Origin of the sequence: Nonlabens ponticola, assembly GCF_003966335.1 — a bacterium.
Classification (GTDB): domain Bacteria; phylum Bacteroidota; class Bacteroidia; order Flavobacteriales; family Flavobacteriaceae; genus Nonlabens; species Nonlabens ponticola.
In genome coordinates this window covers 1,234,507-1,253,976 of sequence record NZ_CP034549.1, presented here as the reverse complement: position 1 = coordinate 1,253,976, position 19,470 = coordinate 1,234,507, and the positions used below count along the sequence as shown (strand labels likewise).

Below are 19,470 nucleotides of genomic sequence, written 5' to 3'. Positions count from 1 at the left end.
ATCCAGGATAAGTGTTAGCGCTCTAGAATAAGAATGACAGTAGTTCCTGTAGCAGTATAATTGACGCGAAGTGCAGTCTGTTGATCGTAACCTAAAAACGATAAGCGTTCCTCGACCAGTTGTGTGCCTTTTGAGGTATGGCGTTTGTTTTTGGTGAGGCTGGCGCTACCTATGCCGTTATCTTTTATGATGCAGCGGTAATAATTTGCATCAGCTTTAGGATTAGCGATTGTCTGAAAATCTGTGTCTTCATGATTTACCGTTTCAAAAGAAATATCCAATCGTGGCGACTGGATACGGTCTGGAAATGCGTGGACAAAAGCATTCTCTACAAATGGCTGTAGCAGCATCGTGGGAATCATTGTATCTGTTACGGACAGCTTAGGATCGACTACAAATGTTACACGTACTCGATCTGAGAATCGTGCATTTTCTAGTGCGATATATTTTTTTAGGTAGTCAATTTCTTCTTCCAACCTCAAGAATGGCTTTGTCGTGTTGTTCAAATTAGCTCGCATGAGGTCTGAAAAAATACTTAAATACCGCATCGCTTTTTCATTCTCGTCATTGCTGATAAAATACTGCACAGAATTAAGCGAGTTGAACACAAAATGCGGATTCATCTGCGACAACAAGGCTTCCATCTTAACTTCCTCGATACGTTTTGTAGCAGCTTCCTGTTGTGCTGCTTTTTGCTTTGCACGTTTTCGCTTCAAGCGAAAATATACCAACATCAAACCCATAACCAACAAGAAACAAAGGGCAATAAACCAAATACTCTTGTAGAAAGGTGTCGCAATTCGGAAAGCCAGAACCTCTTGATTTACCGTCATTCCCGTTGACGAATCCAGCACCTGCACAAACAGCCTATACTTTCCAGAATCCATGGATGGCAGACTCAAGGTTGCGTCTTCCATAGGGATCCAGCCGCTTGCTCTATTAAAGCTATAGTGGTAAGTTAATTTGTTAGGGTATGGATGTTTTTCAACACCCAGTTGTATCTCCAGCGCGTTCTCGTTTGAGGATAGTTGTAGCGTTTGATCTGGATTCCAAGACCTGGTATTTCCATTGACACGAATGGATTTTACGGCAATGCGGTCAATTCTATTTTCTTGGTTAAGTATGTCTGCCAGTTTTAATTGATAACTGCCATTATCGCTACCCAACAGTAAAGTATCACCCTTGACAAATCCATTATGAATCTTTCCATTCAAGCCTTGCTCGCCATCGAGAAAAATTTCTCGACCGTCGTGATGTAATACTACACCTTTCGGCGTTCCTATGATCAGAGTATTCTTATACGAGGTTAGGAATGTGATCGTACTGCCGTGAGCGTTATTTCGGTTGATTTTTGTGGCGGTAAAATTCTCTGGATCATCGTTAAGGATAAAGACATCGCCATCTTCATTAGACACAGCAATCTGGTCAGCGCCAAAATCTGTTACAAATCTCAATCGCTTTTCTTGCCAGATGTCGTTTGCCTCATAAGAATTGAACTTTCCATTCATATAAACGTAGAGTCCGTCAAAGATGGAAGTTAAGTATGTTTTTTCTCCTTTTCGCATGACTCCAACCACAAATCGCGGATTCTGCTCTGTTGCCGTTTCATCAAAGTATTTGTAGTTCATCGGCGCGACGGAATCATAGATTCTCGTGCCATGAAAAAAGTTGGGTTCCAACAACTGGCCACTCGCGGTAAAACCTATTTCTAGTGCATGAACTGGCATGTAGTTGATCAACTTGCCACTTTTATCAAACTGATAGTTGCCTATAGACGCGTTTACCCAGAAGCTGTCTTTTTGGCTCTTGACACTGTAAAATACTATGTCCTCTGCTCTGGTTTCATAATCCAATTCATAGAAATAGTCCTCATAGCGCGGTAGGTCGTTAGGATGTTGTGCCACATATTCAACCTGCTTTTGTTTGAATAGCTCTGCTGGGATTTCAGTACTGCCTATCTGTAAGCCGTCATTATACAATGCTGCCGTGATGTCATCTACACTTGCAAAATCGATAACTTGCTCGTGGTCGTTGGGAAAGAAAAGCACATTCTCATCCAGCCTTATTTCATAAAACCCATCATCTAATGTTCCAGCATACAGCAATTTTAAATCCTGATCATAGGCTAAACTTGTAACCTGAGTGCTTGCAATGCCAAAGTCTGCATTACGCTGCCGCATACCATCATTCTCAAGTACATAAATGCCACCATCATTTGCATAAATTCCCCATGCGGCGGCAAATAGCTGATCGCCAGCTTGCTCATAATCCCAAATAATAGATTGTCCTTGAGGTTTCAATCTTCTCAAAGATTCCAGATTACTAAATTTAGTTGCAGCTACTTTCTTGAAATATTCTTTACCGCTAAAGTAAATAGTATCGTTGGCGACATGAGCAGAATACAAGTACTTCTCATTCCAGACCTGTTCCAGCTGCAATTGCTCTTCAGAAGTATCGATTTTATAGATACCATTAGAGTAACTCAGCACATAAACCGCATCATTGATGACCATAAAATCCTGGACAATAAAAGGTTCATCTAGTTTGGGATTTGGCTTTATGGATTTTACAGAAGCGACATCTGCTAGATCTACAACCGCGATACCATTACTAGTCCCTATATATAAGGATTGGTCGTGGACCATAAGCCTTGTGACCTCTTGATCTGGCAAGTTTGAATTTCCAGCAAAAACGCGCAGTTTGCCATCCTCAAATACTGACAGTCCATTGCCGTAACTGCCTATCCACAAACGGCCTGAAGGATCTTGTGCGATTGCCCATACATTGTTCTGGGCAAGACCATCTTCTTTAAAATAGGTATCGACACGATCGTTGAACTTACGCACCAGACCATTATCGGTGCCTATCCACAGAGCGCCATCAGCCGCCTGGAACAAGTTGCGCACCGTATTGTTGGGCAATATATCACGATCTGTATAATGCGTGGATGGGAATTGTTGTGCGCTGGTCAGACTACAAACCAGCAAGAGCAACAGCAAGCTAAGCCATCTCACCTATCTGGCTTTTGAAGAATTTAAGCTTGCGCTCAGACACTTTGAGCTCAGTACCGTTGCGCAACTGCACCTCTTTATCTGCATTTATAAAACAGCTTACCTCATTGAGATTCACGATGTATTTGTCATGAATACGGCAAAAATGACTATCGGGCAAACACTCCATGATCGCTTTCATAGAACTTGTGATAAGTTTTTTAGGTTGGTCTTTAAGGTGAATCTGACAATAATTGCCGGCAGCTTCAATGTGCATGATTTCTTTGAGGACCACCACATCAAAACCGCTGGATGTATTGAAAACGATACGTTTCTTTTCCTGCTGGCGTTCCAAATACTCTTCCAGCACGTCAAATTTTTTGAGGATGGCTTTCTTGCTTTCGCTTGTCTTTTTAAATCGGTTGACGGCTTCTTTTACTTTTTCTGGATCGAGTGGCTTGAGCAGATAATGCAGCGCACTACAATTGAAAGCCTTGATGGCATACTGGTCATAGGCAGTCACAAAAATGATTTCAAAATCAATCTCGTCAAAATAACCCATGAGTTCAAAACCATCCTCTTCAGGCATCTGTATGTCCAGAAAAACCAGATCTACTTTGTTATTTTTAATAGTAGCAACTGCATCTTTTACAGATGCACAGCTATCTACCAGATAGAACTGATCTCCTAGTTCTTTAGCCAACAGATTGGTTAAAAAAGAACGCGCATGGGACTCATCGTCCACGATTACCACATGTATCATACATTAAAAGTAGGAAAAACTATTTGTTGATCTTGACTTTAGATGGATGCAAAGTGATTTTGAAGAATTCCGCTTTCGCGAAAGCGTAATCATCACAAACCACATCGCATAAAAAAACCTGCAGGGTGGCGCCCTACAGGTTTTCACACTAATAGTACTAAGATTCTCGTGTTTATCTTAATCGATCCACAGATTTTACGAGCTGTTCATCCTTTCTTATAGCCCTATTTGCAAGGACCAGTAAAACGATAGATAGGATAGGAATGAACATCCCAATGCCTTTCTCAGAGACCGCCGTCTCTCCAGACATCGTTAGAGCTCGATAAAGAAAAACTCCTAGTAGAATGAGGTTTAATAGTATGTTGAGACGGTTTACCACCGTTTGTAATTGTCGATTGCGATATAGAAAAATAGCTATGAATGCCAGTACGGCGCTGGTCACAAATGCGCCAAAATATGCACTGTCGCCCATGTGTACAGCCTCATTACTCTCACCATCCAGCATGACATCCACCAGAAAACTCAAACCACCAGCACAGGCTGCAGCAAGTATTAACCAGATCGTTTGAATGCGTTGTATCATGAGATAAAGCTAAAGTTTTTCTAAAGCAGGGCAAAAATAAGGTTCTATCACAAAAAACAAGAGCGCATATAACATTTTTAGCTTATCATTGCAGCAATATTTACTTAACCACCTCTTTATCGGTTAAGTACCGCTGGAAAAATGTTCTATTATAGTTCCGGTTTCATTCAATCCCCTACAAAATAACTCACTTTTTATAATTACATGTTTCAAATAGCTGATTTAAAATCAAAGAAACTTCCTGAATTACAGGAAATCGCCAAAGACCTTAACGTACCCAAGTATCGCGCCATGCGCAAACTAGATCTAGTCTATAAAATTCTAGATTTGCAGGCATCAAATCCTGATGTCGTCAAGCAACTAGACACCGATACAGATTCCACTGCCCAAAGCAACGACTCTAACGACAACAAACCAGCAAAGCAGGAACGCAAGCCTAGAGAGCGCAAAGAGGTTCCTGCAAAAGAAAAGAAGTCAGATAACGCTGACTCAAAAGACACTGCGAAGCCAAAACAGCCACGCAAACCTAGAGAAGCTAAACCAAAGGACGCTAAAGAAAATAAGCCGCAGCGTTCTAAGCATAGTGACAGCAACGATAAAAGCGACAATACCGACTCAAAAGGTAAAAACGACCAGCGCAACAATCGCAACGACAAGAATTCTCGCAACGATAATTCAAATCGCAATGATAATCGCCAGAAGAATCCTCGCAACAATAACAACAACCAGAATAACGTCCCTAAAGGAAATAAGGATAACCGTAATCGTTACCGTGATCCAGACTTTGAATTTGACGGTATTATAGAGAGTGAAGGTGTCCTTGACATGATGCCTGATGGATATGGTTTCCTGCGCAGTAGTGATTACAATTACCTAGCATCGCCAGATGATATTTATGTTTCTCAATCACAGGTAAGATTGTTTGGTTTAAAGACCGGTGATACCGTTTTAGGAATGGTACGTCCACCTAAAGAAGGTGAAAAGTATTTCCCACTCATCAAGATCTCTCAGATCAATGGCCTGGATCCTAAGGTGGTACGCGACCGTGTCTCTTTTGAACACTTGACACCATTGTTCCCTGACGAGAAATTCAATCTAGCTGACCGTCGAGCTTCGGTATCCACGCGTGTTATGGATCTGTTTGCACCTATAGGAAAAGGACAGCGCGGTATGATCGTCGCACAACCTAAGACAGGTAAAACGATGTTGCTTAAGGATATTGCAAACGCCATCGCAGCAAATCATCCAGAAGTTTATCAATTGATATTACTCATCGATGAAAGACCTGAAGAAGTAACGGATATGCAACGTCATGTTGATGGTGAAGTTATCGCATCCACATTTGACAAAGAGGCTCACGATCACGTGCGCGTCGCAAACATCGTTCTGGAAAAAGCAAAACGCATGGTAGAATGTGGTCATGATGTAGTCATACTACTTGACTCCATCACGCGTCTTGCTCGTGCCTACAACACGGTACAGCCAGCTAGTGGTAAAGTACTTTCTGGTGGTGTGGACGCAAATGCACTGCACAAGCCTAAACGATTCTTTGGTGCTGCCCGTAATATTGAAGGTGGTGGATCACTATCTATCATTGCCACTGCTCTAACGGAGACTGGGTCTAAGATGGACGAGGTCATCTTTGAAGAATTTAAAGGTACTGGTAACATGGAACTGCAACTGGATCGAAATATCTCTAACAGACGTATTTTCCCAGCCATCGATCTTACATCGTCAAGCACGCGTCGTGATGATCTATTACTTGAAAAAGACACCGTACAGCGCATGTGGATTATGAGAAAATACCTGGCAGATATGAATCCTGTGGAAGCCATGGAGTTTATGTCGCAGCGCATCAAACAAACTCGTAACAATGAGGAGTTTCTTGCAACGATGAACGACTAGAAATAATACCATATCAATAAATGCCCTACTGTCAAGTGGGGCATTTTTTATTATGCTTTCGAGAAAGCGTAACTACACAAAAAACAACTCTAACACTATACGTTTTAAAATGATATCACGTTATTTGTAGATATCTCATACTAGCATCCCTTTGCTAGCTAAACTTTGCCCCTATGAAAAAACTTTTTCTCTCAATCATTTTCTTGCCAGCATTATTTTATGCTCAAGAAACAACCACAGACAATCCCATTGATCAACAGTTTGAAGAGCTAATCAAAAGTTCCAATAATTATCAGAATTATAAGGTTGTGAAATTCAATGAGCTCCAACAGCTCAGATCAAATGCGAGCCAGCATATTGATGAGTTAAACCAAAGCATCAATAGCCTTGAGCAAAAGCTAGCAGGTGAACAAGAAGCGCAGTCCCAATTGCAATCGCAACTTGACACTGCAAATAGTGAGATCGTCGCGTTGCAAGATGACAAGGATTCCATTGCTTTTCTAGGCTTACCTCTTGATAAGTCAACCTATAGTATTATGGTATGGTCAATCGTTGGCGTACTTGCAGCAGCTCTGGTTTTGTTATTTCTGCAATTCAAGAAGAGTCACTATGTGACCAGCCAGTCAAAAAAAGAACTCGCTACAACTGAAGCAGAACTAGAAGAACTGAGACGCAAGTCTATAGAAAAGGAACAAAAGCTGGGCAGACAATTACAGGATGAGCGCAATAAGCTGTCTAGGCTTAAAAAAGAACAAGCCTAAAAGCTTTAAGCTTTCCAATTGCTTTCAGCAGTAGGACATGATGTAACATCAAAGCAAAAAAAAGCCTCTCAATTGAGAGGCTTTTCAATATAATCTTGTCAACTATTTACAGCGCGTTGATATGCTTAGCAAGTTGTGACTTTAGGTTACCTGCTTTGTTATCGTGAATGATATTCTTTTTAGCAAGCTTGTCGATCATAGAAGTAACTTCTACAAACAACTTCTCTGCAGCAGACTTATCTTCAGTCTCCTTCAACTTCTTGATTGCGTTACGTGTAGTTTTGTGCTGGTACTTATTTCTTACTCGTGCAGCCTCATTTCTACGTATTCTTTTTAAAGCACTTTTGTGATTTGCCATATCTTTTTAAACTTGGCTCTCAAAGGAACCGGTGATTTGTTATAGTAGCCCGTAGGGGAATCGAACCCCTCTTACATGGATGAAAACCATGCGTCCTAGCCGATAGACGAACGGGCCATTTAGTTTTGCTCGTTAAGCGGATGCAAAAATAAACACTTTTTTATTTCTTGCAAACGCTATAGAGATTTTTTTGCATTAATATGCTTTTGCAAATAAAACTCGACCTTGTGAAGGATTACCAGAAAGCACACAAACGCCTGATTCTTGCTTTTGATCTTCTGGTATGCAGCGTATAGTTGCCTTCGTTAGCTCTTTAATTTTATCTTCAGTTTCTGCTGTTCCATCCCAATGCGCTGATATGAAGCCACCTTTCTCTTCTAAAGTCTTTTTAAAAGATTCAAAATCATCGACAGCAGTCACATGTTCATTGCGATAAACTTCTGCTTTATTAAAGAGATCTGACTGGATTTGCTCCAATAGACTTTTAATGCGCTGCGATAATCCATTTACTGGAATAGTTTCCTTACTTAACGTATCTCTTCTTGCAAGTTCTACCGTTCCATTGGCTAGATCTCTTGCCCCTATTGCGATGCGCAATGGCACACCTTGTAATTCGTGCTGTGCAAATTTAGCACCTGGACGCATCGTATCGCGATCATCAAACTTCACGGTTATTCCTATTGATCGCAACTCTTTGATAATCTCATCAACTGTAGGCTGTAACTCTTCTAATTGCTCTTGGCTTTTATATATAGGAACAATAACGACTTGATTGGGAGCTAGATTAGGTGGCAATACTAGGCCCTTGTCATCACTGTGCGTCATGATGAGTGCTCCCATCAATCGAGTGGAGACGCCCCAAGAAGTTGCCCAGACATGCTCTTGCTTGCCCTCGTTGGAGGTGAACTTGACATCAAAGGCTTTAGCAAAATTTTGTCCTAAAAAATGACTGGTACCTGCTTGCAAGGCTTTACCATCCTGCATTAATGCTTCAATACAATAAGTCTCATCAGCTCCTGCAAAACGCTCGCTCTCTGTCTTGGTTCCTTTTATCACTGGTATGGCCATGAAGTTCTGTGCAAATGTTGCATATACATTATTCATAAGCTGCGCCTCTTTAAGCGCCTCATCCTTTGTGGCATGTGCCGTATGACCTTCCTGCCATAGAAACTCTGCAGTCCTTAAAAAGAGTCGCGTACGCATTTCCCATCGCACCACATTTGCCCATTGATTTATAAGTAATGGTAAATCTCTATATGATTGTATCCAGCCTTTGTAGGTGTTCCATATAATTGCTTCACTGGTAGGCCTTACCACAAGCTCCTCTTCTAGCTTGGCTTCTGGATCGACTCGTAATTTTCCTGGATTATCCGGATCATTTTGCAGTCGGTAATGTGTGACAACGGCGCATTCCTTGGCAAAACCTTCAGCATTTTTCTCTTCAGCCTCAAAAAGACTCTTAGGTACAAACAAAGGAAAATAGGCATTTTGATGACCAGTTTCCTTGAACATTCGATCAAGTTCTGCCTGCATTTTCTCCCAGATGGCATATCCATATGGCTTTATCACCATACAACCACGCACAGCACTATTTTCTGCTAGGTCTGCTTTGACTACCAGCTCGTTATACCATTTGGAATAGTCTTCTTCTCTTGAGGTTAGGTTTTTGGACATGACAGGTGTTTGGCACAGAACTTGTGCTAGTATTGACGTTATGTTAAAAGCTTTATGCTGCTGGCAAAACTACTTATTTTTATCAAATGCTATCAAAAATTATTGCCATGAAGAAAAATACTTTTTATTTCCGTTCTTATATTAAGTTGTTATTTACAGGAGCATTAATGGCAAGTTTGGCATCTTGCGGTTCCTATACAGATGCCAGCTACAATGATGGTATTTATTCTGATGATAGATCTGTAGCACAACAACAACCAGTTGCTCAGGAAACAACACCAAATTATCAGCAAAACAGCGCTGGATATTACGAATCGTTATTTTCTCAAGAAGCTGAACGATACGGCAAAGCACAACCATCTGATAGCATATTCACTGATGTAGAATCTTACAGTTCTCAAAGTTATAATCCAGCAGATCCTAATTATACTGCTAGTTATGGTGGTGGTGAACCTGCATGGGGCAGCAATCCATCACAAGTAACAGTTAACTATTACGATAACGGATGGGGTTGGAATAATGGATTTGGTTTCTACAATGGTTTTGGTTGGAACAACGGCTTCGGTTGGGGTGGCGGATTTGGCAATCCTTATTGGGGTTTCAATAATGGTTTTGGTTTTTATAACGGTTTCGGCTGGGGTGGCGGCTTCGGTAATCCATATTGGGGTTGGGGACGACCTAGATTTGGTCTAGGATTCGGTTATGGATACGGATTTGGTGGTTTCTATAACGGTTTTTACGGCAACGGATTTTATGGAAATCCTTATTACGGTGGTTATTACAATAGAAGGAATATAGCGTTCTCCAACGGTTATCGTAACAGCGGCAGACGAGTTGATGGTAGCTCAGGCCGGATTACTGACGATCGCAGAAGATCTGTAACAAGATCAAATAATCGAGGTAGAACAGTTAGAGGTAGTGAAAGAACTACTAGTAGACGCAGCGTTATTAACAATGGTCGCAGTAGATCAACAAATACACGTTCGGCTCGTCCAAGCAATACACGTGCGAGATCAACCAGTGTCCCTAGAAGATCATCATCGACATCGCCTAGTAGATCGTCTTCTTCACGCAGCAGCGGTGCTAGATCGTCTTCTTCAAGAAGTGGTAGATCATCAGGCGGTAGATCTAGTGGCAGGTCTGGCGGTCGCAGAGGATAATTCAAAAAAAATACAATGAAAAAGATATTAATTTTAAGCGCTCTTTTAGGAGGTGCGCTTTTTTCTAACGCGCAAACTTTAAACGATGGTTTGCTTTATGGTACTCAGGATGATTTGTTCGGTACTGCTCGCTATAGAGGACTTAGCGGTGCCTTTGGTGCTTTGGGTGGTGATTTAACTGCCGTAGGAGAAAATCCAGCAGGGTCTGTCATATTCAACAATCACTTTGCTAGTTTTTCACTAGGCTATAATGATCAAAATAATGATACAGCATACTTAGGTCAACTCAATAATTCTAGTGAAGGCGACTTAGACCTCAATCAAGCTGGCGTCGTATTTGTATTCAAAAGCACAGATGATGCTACCTTAAACAAATTCTCGCTAGGTCTTAACTATAATATCACAAGATCGTATGACGATAATGTATTTTTTAGTGGTGTCAACAGCAATAGTATAGGTGACTTTTTTGTCAATAGCGCCAATGGATTTGAATTAGATAATTTTGAGACACGCGATGGTGAGAGTATAGATGATTTATATCTTTTCTTGGGTGAGAATGTTAGTTTTGGAGCACAACAAGGATTTCTTGGATTTCAATCGTTTATAATCGATCCTGACGATAATGAAGCTGATAATACAGAATATTCGTCTAATACTGGAAGTGGTTCTTTTAATCAGGCGTTGAACATATTGAGCTCAGGCAGTCAAGGTAAAATAAGTGTAAACGGTGCTATTCAATTGGATGAGAAATGGAGTCTAGGACTTAACCTCAACTCTCACTACATTAATTACAGCAGATTTACCAACTTTACTGAATTTAACAATAACGACGATGCATCAGTTACAGATGTTGAGTACAACAATCTTCTTACAACAGACGGTGCTGGATTCTCGTTCCAATTAGGATTTATAGGTGAGGTAACTGAATCCTTGCGCATTGGTGCAACTTATGAATCACCTACTTGGTACAATATTGAAGAATCCTTATCTCAAGAAATATTTACTAGAAGTGTCGATGAAGATGGCGCTGAATTTTTTGATGAAGTAAGACCTAATGTTGTCAATTTGTATGCTCCGTTCGACTTGCGTACACCAGGACAAATCACGGGTAGCCTTGCTTATATTTTTGGACAGCAAGGATTGATTAGTGTAGATTATAGTAGTAGAGATTACAGTTCCCTAGAATTCAGTCCTGAAAGTGATCCATTATTTGCTGGAAATAATGCACAGGCAGAAGACCTGCTTACGCGTGCAAATACCTTGAGAATAGGCGGAGAATATCGCATTGATAGGCTCACCTTGCGCGGCGGTTATAGAACTGTAGGCTCACCATATGAGAATGAGGATATCATGAGCGATCTTACAGGCTACAGCTTAGGTCTGGGCTACAATTTAGGTAAAACTACGATCGATCTATCCTATGATTATTCTGAGCGTGATTACTCTCAAGCCGTTTTCAATAATGGGATTTTCACCACAAATGGTCAGGTATTTAACGAGAATAGTAATGTGGTACTAACGGTAGGTTTTAATTTCTAGTAAGACTTTTAGGTATTACGCTTTCGCGAAAGCAGAACAAACACAAGCACCTCAACAATCGAGGTGCTTTTTTTTAGGCGACTATCTCTTTAATGCAAAGTGACCACCAGCTTCTCCTGCCCTGCCATCAATAAGATACTTTATTTTAAACCAATAATCTGAGCTAGGCAATGGCTCACCATTGAAAGTTCCATCCCAACCAGGGCCAGTTGGAGATAATTCCTTGAGAAACTTACCGTACCTATCAAAAATAAATATTTGCGATCCTTGCAATAGATCGCCACCTACTACATTCCAGGTATCGTTAAAGTTGTCAGCGTTAGGCGTGAAGAAATCAGGATAGCCATAAACAAATACCTGAGTACTTACAGATCCACAGCCATTAACCTCAGCAATCGTGATGGTATGTAAACCTGGTCTCACATCGTTGAAAGTTCCTGAATTTTGAAATAAACCATCATCCAGCTGGAATCTATATTCATCGGGACCTGTAGCCTCTACGACAATGGTTTGATTCATATCAAAAGGTTGTGATCTCAGATCTACGGTAAATGTTTCTGGCGGTCCAGCTTGACGCACAACAGACTGATCAAACGTTTGACATCCAGTGGCGATGTCCGTAATTTGAACAGCATATCGTCCAGGTGACTCGACCGATAGTGAGCTGTTATCTTCTCCAACTAGTACGACGCCGTCTACGCGCCATTCAAAGTTATATGTGACGTTTGATAGCTGTGTGTCAAGTAACGCAGGACCACTTATCAACACACCATCATTATCTCTGCATAATACAGCTGTCTCGGCAAGTTGTGAATTTGCCGCGGGTGTAAAGTCAAGGCTTAATGGTATGATATCAAAACAATCACTAGAATTTTGCAAGCGAGCATATAAAATCAAATCTTGATTTAATGAAAAATCATTGCTCAAAGGATTTAAGTCCTGATTAGCATCTTCTTCGGTTTCATAATAACGTACGCTTGTGTTTGTCTGGCCATTAGAAATTTGAGCATCGCTATTTGACAATTCATAAAAACCGTTACCAGTACCATCATCGCAAACAATAACCTCATCAGGTGTACTTGCAACTGGTGGATCAACATATGTTAATTCAAAATTTATGGTACTGTAGCATCCGGTACTTGCGTCAGTTATTCTAGCAAAAATGATCTCGTTGTTGGTATTCACGGCATAGTCCTCTGGATCATTGATTACATTCACATCGTTATCCGCATCGCTTTGTGACCTGAAGTAGTTGACAGATATATTATTAGCCTGTCCATCAAGAATTATATCATCAGCACGGGTAAGATCTACACGATTTTGTTCATCAGGCACATTACAAACTGGAAGGAAGACTGGAACGTCACTAGCTTGCGGCAAATCATTTACTTCAATACAAACTTCTTGAGTATAAACACAACCAAAGTTATCCTCGTACTCATAGGTATAACATTTGGCTCCCACTACATCTGGTCTCACGGTAATTTCATTGCCATTGACAGCTTCTATGGTAGCATCTGTCTGCCACTCTTCTCGCACCGTAGTTGGTGTAAAGTTGAGATCGTCGGGTATGATGCTTTCATTAAATGTAAGGCCCCATTCAAAAATGTAGCCATTGTCCTGGTCTTCATTGTCGGTAACTATCAAACACCATTCTCCATTAAGATTTGTCCCTTGAATGGTGCTAAATGGTTCTTCAGGACGATAGTCACCGCTAGGTAGTGATCTAAAACTTGGGAAGTTTGCCGCAGCCGCTCTCAATGTCTGTGCAGCTCCTGCTCTTTCTGTAATTCTATATTCAAATCCATTACCTGGTTCATTAGTTTCATCATCATCAATAGGCTGGCCCAAGTAAGTAGCACCACCGCCGTTAGGAACAGGAAGCAATGTGACCGTAGATCCATTGGGTGCACGTAATAAGATACTCAAATCACCTATAAAGCTATGTTCTATATTAATAAAGACCTCATCTAGATCACTAGGATCAGTAAGCCTTTGACCCGGTGAAAAAATCTCCACATCTATACAGGTTTCATAACTCACTCCATTGCCATCAGGTAAAAACGTTTGTCCGGTGACTGGCGGCGCTGGATCAATCCTGAATTCTACAGGATTTACAACACCAGTAAGCGTGGTAGAATCGCCTAGACATATCTCATCATCGACCGCTCTTGTTCCCGCAAAGTCTGGATCATTAGAAACTTGAACCACTAGATCTATTATATCGCGATCTTGACAACCTTCAGTATCTGTTATTCTCAACTGCGTGCGGTAGATTCCAACCTCCGTATAAGTTTCATTTTGTACTTGTCCCGTATTAAAACCACGACCATTATCCAGATTCCACTCATACGTTGCTCCAGTACCATCGTTACTAAAAGTTGCATCACCTGTAAATTCTACCTGATCGCCTTGACAAATGCGCAGTACACCATCGCTATCGATCGCTGGCACTGTGGTGATTACCGGCTGTATATCTTGACAAGGATCAAAACAGGTTCTATTGGCTACCCAGCCTGAGCTCTCGCCAGTACTGTTTGACCTAAAGCGTACCGTGAGACTACCACTAGGGTTTGAATTTCTATCACTGGCTTGAAAAGGCGCCGTTGGCGCATTAGTGGTGTTAGTAATTGTTGCGAGTATTGGATCATTAGTAGAATCACCATCATAAATGGTGAGTACATCGTTAGCTAGAATATCAACCTGGGTAAATTCTAGGATCATACGGTCTGTCTCTACCGCAGGTGTAAAAACCGCCAATCCATCTTCTAGAAAATCATAATCACCGGTAGAACCACCAGAATCTGTAAAAACAGCATCATTGCAACCTACAAACAGGAAACCATTGCCATCGTTATTTGAGGTCGGCATCCTAATTTCACTTTGGGCTCGCGCTGCGATCGCCGTTATTGTGAAAAGAATGAAGAGTATTATTCTCATGGGTAAGTATTCCGTTTTCAAATATCGCTATTTAAAGATGCAAAAGGCGGTAAAAGCGCATGCCTTTAGAATGCATGCTGGCGTCCATTTATTGCCCTGTAAGTCGTAAATTTGTATCTAGTTGCCATGTTTGATGGCAATAATTTACCCATGAAAATAGAAGATTTGATTACAGACATAGATGATCAGGATCACTTATCCTCAAACGAGCAAACACCATTGCGCGAGGATGCATTTGACTTGACTGATCAAGAAAAGATTGAGTCCATTAAAAAAGATGTGCACAACATCCTACAAACTTTGGGCATGGACATGACAGACGATAGTTTGAAAGGAACGCCCAATCGCGTTGCAAAGATGTTTGTGAATGAGATTTTTGGAGGCCTGCGACCAGAGAAAAAACCTAGCGCCAGCACCTTTGAAAACAAGTACAAATATGGCGAGATGCTGGTCGAGAAGAACATCGTCCTTTACTCTACCTGTGAGCATCACTTATTACCAATAGTGGGTCGCGCCCATGTCGCCTACATATCAAACGGCAATGTAGTAGGCCTTTCAAAAATGAACCGCATAGTGGATTATTATGCAAAACGACCACAAGTACAGGAACGATTAAACATTCAAATCGTACGTGAGTTACAACAGGTGCTCAATACACAAGACGTTGCCTGCGTTATTGATGCAAAACATTTGTGCGTTAATAGCCGCGGCATACGCGATATTGATAGCAGTACGGTGACCGGAGAATTTGGCGGTGCTTTTAAGGACGTCCAGGTAAAAAGAGAGTTTCTAGACTACATCAAGATGCCCACGCAATTCTAGATAATTGCAGTGATGATGATGATAATTACGCTTTCGCGAAAGCGTAACAAACCCAAAAACAACTAACCACAGATCATGGCTTTATACAAACAGCAAGAATTGAAGCTCTACAATTCTATGAGCGGCGAGAAAGAGGCATTCAAATCCATCCATGAAGGACGCATAGGAATGTATGTTTGTGGACCTACCGTATATAGCAACGTGCATCTAGGAAACTGCCGTACGTTCATAAGCTTTGACATGATCTATCGCTACCTATTGCACCTGGGCTACAAGGTGAGATATGTGCGTAATATCACTGATGCTGGACACCTGACCGACGATGCAGATCAAGGTGAGGACAAGATCTCAAAAAAGGCACGACTAGAAAAAATTGAGCCTATGGAAGTAGTGCAGCAATACACGCTGGACTTTCATAACGTGATGAAAAAATTCAATGCGTTACCGCCTAATATTGAGCCTACCGCAACGGGACACATCGTAGAACAGATTGAGATCATCAAATCGATTCTGGATAAAGGTTATGCATATGAGCGTAATGGCTCCATTTATTTTGATGTGATCAAATTCAATGAGGATCACCAGTATGGTAAATTGAGCGGTCGCAATTTGGAAGACATGATCGCCAATACACGTGAACTTGCAGCGCAAAGCGAGAAAGAAAACCCACAGGATTTTGCCTTGTGGAAAAAAGCATCTCCAGAACATATTATGAGATGGCCTAGTCCATGGGGCGATGGTTTCCCAGGATGGCACCTAGAATGTACGGTGATGAGTTCCAAATATCTAGGCGAGACCTTTGACATTCATGGTGGTGGTATGGATCTTAAATTCCCGCATCACGAGTGCGAGATTGCACAAGGTGAGGCGGCACATGGTCACAGCCCAGTCAATTACTGGATGCATACTAACATGTTGACGCTTGAGGGCAAAAAAATGTCAAAGTCAACCGGTAACAGCATCCTACCAGCCGAACTTTTCACAGGCGACAACGACTTTATGGAAAAGGCGTTTGCGCCTAGCGTGGTACGCTTTTTTATGATGCAGGCGCATTATCGATCTGTTTTAGATTTTAGTAATGATGCCATCGCAGCTGCAGAAAAAGGCTTGAATCGACTTAAAGAAGCCGTAAAACTATTGGATGATCTAGAAGTCTCTTCTACCTCGACTGTTGATTTTAAAGGCTGGAATAGCCGTTGCTACGCTGCGCTCAATGATGACTTCAATACACCTATTCTTGTAGCAGAATTGTTTGAAGCCGTCAAAAAGATTCACGCCGTTAAGGAAAATAACGAGACCATCACTGCCGAAGATCTCAATCTACTGAAAGCGCAGTTACATGCTTTCATGGAAGATGTATTGGGAATTCCTTTAAAAGAAGAACAAAACACAGCTACTAATGAAGCACCTATGGACGCGGCTATGCGATTGATCATCGATCTGCGTGCTACCGCAAGGGCTCGTAAGGATTTTGAGACAAGTGATAAGATACGTGATGAGTTACAGGAAGCTGGCATCCAACTCAAGGACGGCGCAGACGGCACGACTTATACTATCAAGTAAATGAAACCGCGCTGGTACACGATGCCATTTATCTGGTTGGTGCAATTTTACCGTGCTGCCATATCGCCTTATACACCAGCAAGTTGTAGATATAGTCCTACTTGTTCTCAATATACGCTAGAAGCCCTGCAAAAACATGGACTTTTTAAAGGTGGCTGGCTAGGAATAAAACGCATCGCCAGCTGTCATCCATGGGGCGGCAAGGGTTATGATCCTGTGCCGTGAAATAGACAAAATATTTGCTATCACGCTGGATTTTACATTGAGCTATGTCGAAGTGTTATTTCAGTGTCTCGACTAGACCTACCACCGTTTCTCGACTGCCGCTCGAAATGGTGGTTTTAGAACATATCAAGAGCTCAGCAGGACAAAACTACTTGCTGTCACACTGAATTTATTTCAGTGTCTAGACGACATTATCATCTTATTTGAAACTACGTTCAAGTCACATTCGCCCATCGCAAATCAATGTAGTATTTTAGCGGTGCTAATATCTATTCATGCTACCACTCAAAGTAATTTGGAATCCGCTAGAGGGAATTGATCTAGGATTTTTTACCATTCACTTTTACAGTCTTTCTTATGTGATTGCCTTTGTACTAGGCTGGTACATTATCAAGCCTATGTTTGATAGAGAAGGCATTGACAAGGATAAAATGGATCCCTTATTCATGTATACCGTTGTTGGCTGTCTTGCTGGTGCGCGTATAGGTCATTACTTGTTTTATGAAACAAGCGTTCTATTTACAGATCCACTGCATGTTTTTCTACCGTTTAGATTAAATCCTTTTGAATGGACTGGTTTTGCTGGTATGGCTAGTCATGGTGCTGCGCTGGGAATTATTATTGCCATGTTCTTTTACAGCCGCAAGCATACTAAAAAACACATGTTCTGGTCGCTGGATCGATTGGTGGTTCCTACCGCGATAGGTGGATTTTTTGTGCGCATGGGTAACCTCATGAATAGCGAGATCTACGGTAAAAAAACAGATGTTGATTGGGCGTTCAAATTTGTGAGAGATACTGGTGCAGATGAAGTGCGTGATGCCTTGTATCAAACAGGCATACGCGATACAGATCAGGCAATAGACGCGCTGGTCAATCAACCGCAATATACAGACTTGCTAGCTTCCATACCATTCAGGCATCCTACACAGATCTATGAAGGTTTAGGTTATATAGCTGTATTTATCATTCTGTATCTCGTGTACTGGAAAACAGATAAGTACCAGAAACGCGGCTATATCCTTGGTTTGTTTTTCGTGCTGTTATTTACCGTGCGCTTCTTTGTAGAGTATGTAAAGGTGAAACAAGTAGAAGGTGGCGACGAGTTTATTTTTGGCCTCAATACGGGTCAGATGTTGAGTATTCCATTCGTGCTTTTTGGTTTGTTCCTAATGTTTAGACCTGATAGCTGGTTTACAGATAAGAGGACGTTGTAAGCATAATTACATGTTTAGTAATCCTTCGTTAAAGGGAATTACCTTGTAAAACATCGCTCCAAAAATTCCGCTAGCGGCTCAGTTACGGCAGTCTCACCAATCATACCTATGGCTACATTGATTTCCTGATGCGTATATTGGTTGGCAGTAATTTGCTCAACGGTAGTTCCTACTTGTTCAAGGCTATTTATAAAATCATCGGCTTGTGCGATGCGCCTACTGCTGCCTCTTTTGGCAATAAAAAATGGTGGGTAATCAGCAACATCATTAATATTCAATAGTGGCGATGCTGCACGATTTTGTTGCTCATCTGTTCCAAAAGCGTTGATATATATTTCATTTCCATCTTCTACCTGGCTTAGAACGTCATAACCTTCTGTATCAATACTGGCGACACCGCTTAAATCACCTAAACCTAATCCTACTTCGTTGAGAAATTGCTCATTGGTGCCCATTAAAGAAACCATCTGTGCACCGGCGCTATGACCTAATAAAGCAATTTGCTCTCGATTGCCTTTATATTGAGCGATATTATCATAGACCCACCTAAAAGCAGTTGCAATATCCTTGTTATGGATAGGGTATTTTATTCTATCTGGATCATTGGCAGCAATACTAGGACTCAATCGGTAATTAGTACTCACTAGGATGTAATCCTCTCGCTGGCCTAAAGCAATCTTGTTCTCTAGACTATTGGCTTTATCGCCTATACGCCACCCACCACCATGGACGTAAAAAACTACCGGACGCAAGGCGGCATCATCCGTATTTGGATAATAGACATCAAAACTCAACAAATTATCGTCCACGCCAGTTATCTCATCATAAACAATAGTGGCTTTTAGATACGCAACAGTTGGCTCGTCTTGTGTTGTCAAATCATCGTCTTGGCTGCTGCAACCGAATAGTAGAATAGCTAAAGAAAAAACAATAGATAGTTTCATTAATCTGAGACTTTTAAAACAGTAAT

General features: G+C 41.3%; 15 protein-coding genes and 1 tRNA gene. 8 read left to right on the top strand and 8 right to left on the bottom strand.

What is annotated here, in order from left to right:
* Positions 1 to 14: 14 nt before the first annotated feature.
* The 3 genes from EJ995_RS05555 to EJ995_RS05545 all read right to left on the bottom strand — a co-directional run bounded on the left by EJ995_RS05555 (position 15) and on the right by EJ995_RS05545 (position 4,336).
* A complete protein-coding gene (locus EJ995_RS05555) occupies positions 15 to 3,014 on the bottom strand; it encodes a sensor histidine kinase (protein WP_126446441.1) in 3,000 nt (999 codons plus the stop codon).
* Positions 3,001 to 3,753 (bottom strand): LytR/AlgR family response regulator transcription factor, encoded by a 753-nt coding sequence (locus EJ995_RS05550; protein WP_126446440.1) that lies wholly within the window; start codon positions 3,751 to 3,753, stop codon positions 3,001 to 3,003. Before EJ995_RS05550 ends, EJ995_RS05555 begins: the two co-directional genes overlap by 14 nt.
* 172 nt (positions 3,754 to 3,925) lie before the next feature.
* Positions 3,926 to 4,336, bottom strand: coding sequence for a DUF4293 domain-containing protein (locus EJ995_RS05545; protein ID WP_126446439.1), 411 nt, complete (start codon positions 4,334 to 4,336; stop codon positions 3,926 to 3,928).
* Between the two features lie 204 nt (positions 4,337 to 4,540).
* Here EJ995_RS05545 and rho point away from each other — a divergent pair, with 204 nt between their 5' ends.
* Together rho and EJ995_RS05535 are read left to right on the top strand one after the other, a co-directional pair.
* Positions 4,541 to 6,241 (top strand): transcription termination factor Rho, encoded by a 1,701-nt coding sequence (rho, locus tag EJ995_RS05540; RefSeq protein WP_126446438.1) that lies wholly within the window; start codon positions 4,541 to 4,543, stop codon positions 6,239 to 6,241.
* A 173-nt stretch (positions 6,242 to 6,414) separates the two neighbouring features.
* A complete protein-coding gene (locus EJ995_RS05535) occupies positions 6,415 to 7,002 on the top strand; it encodes a hypothetical protein (RefSeq protein ID WP_126446437.1) in 588 nt (195 codons plus the stop codon).
* A 106-nt stretch (positions 7,003 to 7,108) separates the two neighbouring features.
* Here EJ995_RS05535 and rpsT read toward each other — a convergent pair whose 3' ends face one another.
* The 3 genes from rpsT to proS form a co-directional block, all read right to left on the bottom strand.
* Complete coding sequence (gene rpsT / locus EJ995_RS05530) at positions 7,109 to 7,360, bottom strand: 30S ribosomal protein S20 (protein ID WP_126446436.1); 252 nt, start codon at positions 7,358 to 7,360, stop codon at positions 7,109 to 7,111.
* Positions 7,361 to 7,405: 45 nt separating this feature from the next.
* Positions 7,406 to 7,477: transfer RNA gene (locus tag EJ995_RS05525), tRNA-Glu, on the bottom strand.
* Positions 7,478 to 7,555: 78 nt separating this feature from the next.
* Positions 7,556 to 9,034 (bottom strand): proline--tRNA ligase, encoded by a 1,479-nt coding sequence (gene proS / locus EJ995_RS05520; RefSeq protein WP_126446435.1) that lies wholly within the window; start codon positions 9,032 to 9,034, stop codon positions 7,556 to 7,558.
* A 107-nt stretch (positions 9,035 to 9,141) separates the two neighbouring features.
* Between proS and EJ995_RS05515 the strand changes: the two genes are divergently transcribed.
* Positions 9,142 to 10,194 carry a hypothetical protein gene (locus tag EJ995_RS05515; RefSeq protein WP_126446433.1) on the top strand — a complete coding sequence of 351 codons (1,053 nt, stop codon included), beginning with the start codon at positions 9,142 to 9,144 and terminating at the stop codon, positions 10,192 to 10,194.
* Positions 10,195 to 10,209: 15 nt separating this feature from the next.
* Positions 10,210 to 11,733, top strand: coding sequence for an OmpP1/FadL family transporter (locus EJ995_RS05510; protein ID WP_126446431.1), 1,524 nt, complete (start codon positions 10,210 to 10,212; stop codon positions 11,731 to 11,733).
* 81 nt (positions 11,734 to 11,814) lie between these two features.
* Here EJ995_RS05510 and EJ995_RS05505 read toward each other — a convergent pair whose 3' ends face one another.
* Complete coding sequence (locus EJ995_RS05505; protein WP_241234698.1) at positions 11,815 to 14,604, bottom strand: T9SS type B sorting domain-containing protein; 2,790 nt, start codon at positions 14,602 to 14,604, stop codon at positions 11,815 to 11,817.
* 219 nt (positions 14,605 to 14,823) lie between these two features.
* Here EJ995_RS05505 and folE point away from each other — a divergent pair, with 219 nt between their 5' ends.
* The 4 genes from folE to lgt all read left to right on the top strand — a co-directional run bounded on the left by folE (position 14,824) and on the right by lgt (position 18,500).
* On the top strand, positions 14,824 to 15,495 hold the full coding sequence (gene folE / locus EJ995_RS05500) for a GTP cyclohydrolase I FolE (protein WP_126446427.1): 672 nt from the start codon (positions 14,824 to 14,826) through the stop codon (positions 15,493 to 15,495).
* A 75-nt stretch (positions 15,496 to 15,570) separates the two neighbouring features.
* On the top strand, positions 15,571 to 17,058 hold the full coding sequence (gene cysS / locus EJ995_RS05495) for a cysteine--tRNA ligase (protein WP_126446425.1): 1,488 nt from the start codon (positions 15,571 to 15,573) through the stop codon (positions 17,056 to 17,058).
* Positions 17,059 to 17,283 (top strand): membrane protein insertion efficiency factor YidD, encoded by a 225-nt coding sequence (gene yidD / locus EJ995_RS05490; protein WP_126446423.1) that lies wholly within the window; start codon positions 17,059 to 17,061, stop codon positions 17,281 to 17,283.
* Positions 17,284 to 17,558: 275 nt separating this feature from the next.
* Positions 17,559 to 18,500 carry a prolipoprotein diacylglyceryl transferase gene (gene lgt / locus EJ995_RS05485; protein WP_126446421.1) on the top strand — a complete coding sequence of 314 codons (942 nt, stop codon included), beginning with the start codon at positions 17,559 to 17,561 and terminating at the stop codon, positions 18,498 to 18,500.
* Positions 18,501 to 18,538: 38 nt separating this feature from the next.
* Here lgt and EJ995_RS05480 read toward each other — a convergent pair whose 3' ends face one another.
* Positions 18,539 to 19,444 carry an alpha/beta hydrolase gene (locus tag EJ995_RS05480; RefSeq protein ID WP_206482268.1) on the bottom strand — a complete coding sequence of 302 codons (906 nt, stop codon included), beginning with the start codon at positions 19,442 to 19,444 and terminating at the stop codon, positions 18,539 to 18,541.
* Between the last annotated feature and the right edge of the window lie 26 nt (positions 19,445 to 19,470).

Bases quoted from the DNA above. Each gene is read 5' to 3' on its own strand.
- cysS (WP_126446425.1), top strand. From the start codon at position 15,571: ATGGCTTTATACAAACAGCAAGAATTGAAGCTCTACAATTCTATGAGC.
- EJ995_RS05550 (WP_126446440.1), bottom strand. From the start codon at position 3,753: ATGATACATGTGGTAATCGTGGACGATGAGTCCCATGCGCGTTCTTTT.
- yidD (WP_126446423.1), top strand. From the start codon at position 17,059: ATGAAACCGCGCTGGTACACGATGCCATTTATCTGGTTGGTGCAATTT.
- EJ995_RS05505 (WP_241234698.1), bottom strand. From the start codon at position 14,604: ATGCCGACCTCAAATAACGATGGCAATGGTTTCCTGTTTGTAGGTTGC.
- EJ995_RS05480 (WP_206482268.1), bottom strand. From the start codon at position 19,444: ATGAAACTATCTATTGTTTTTTCTTTAGCTATTCTACTATTCGGTTGC.
- proS (WP_126446435.1), bottom strand. From the start codon at position 9,034: ATGTCCAAAAACCTAACCTCAAGAGAAGAAGACTATTCCAAATGGTAT.
- EJ995_RS05515 (WP_126446433.1), top strand. From the start codon at position 9,142: ATGAAGAAAAATACTTTTTATTTCCGTTCTTATATTAAGTTGTTATTT.
- rpsT (WP_126446436.1), bottom strand. From the start codon at position 7,360: ATGGCAAATCACAAAAGTGCTTTAAAAAGAATACGTAGAAATGAGGCT.
- EJ995_RS05535 (WP_126446437.1), top strand. From the start codon at position 6,415: ATGAAAAAACTTTTTCTCTCAATCATTTTCTTGCCAGCATTATTTTAT.
- folE (WP_126446427.1), top strand. From the start codon at position 14,824: ATGAAAATAGAAGATTTGATTACAGACATAGATGATCAGGATCACTTA.
- EJ995_RS05510 (WP_126446431.1), top strand. From the start codon at position 10,210: ATGAAAAAGATATTAATTTTAAGCGCTCTTTTAGGAGGTGCGCTTTTT.
- EJ995_RS05545 (WP_126446439.1), bottom strand. From the start codon at position 4,336: ATGATACAACGCATTCAAACGATCTGGTTAATACTTGCTGCAGCCTGT.
- lgt (WP_126446421.1), top strand. From the start codon at position 17,559: ATGCTACCACTCAAAGTAATTTGGAATCCGCTAGAGGGAATTGATCTA.
- rho (WP_126446438.1), top strand. From the start codon at position 4,541: ATGTTTCAAATAGCTGATTTAAAATCAAAGAAACTTCCTGAATTACAG.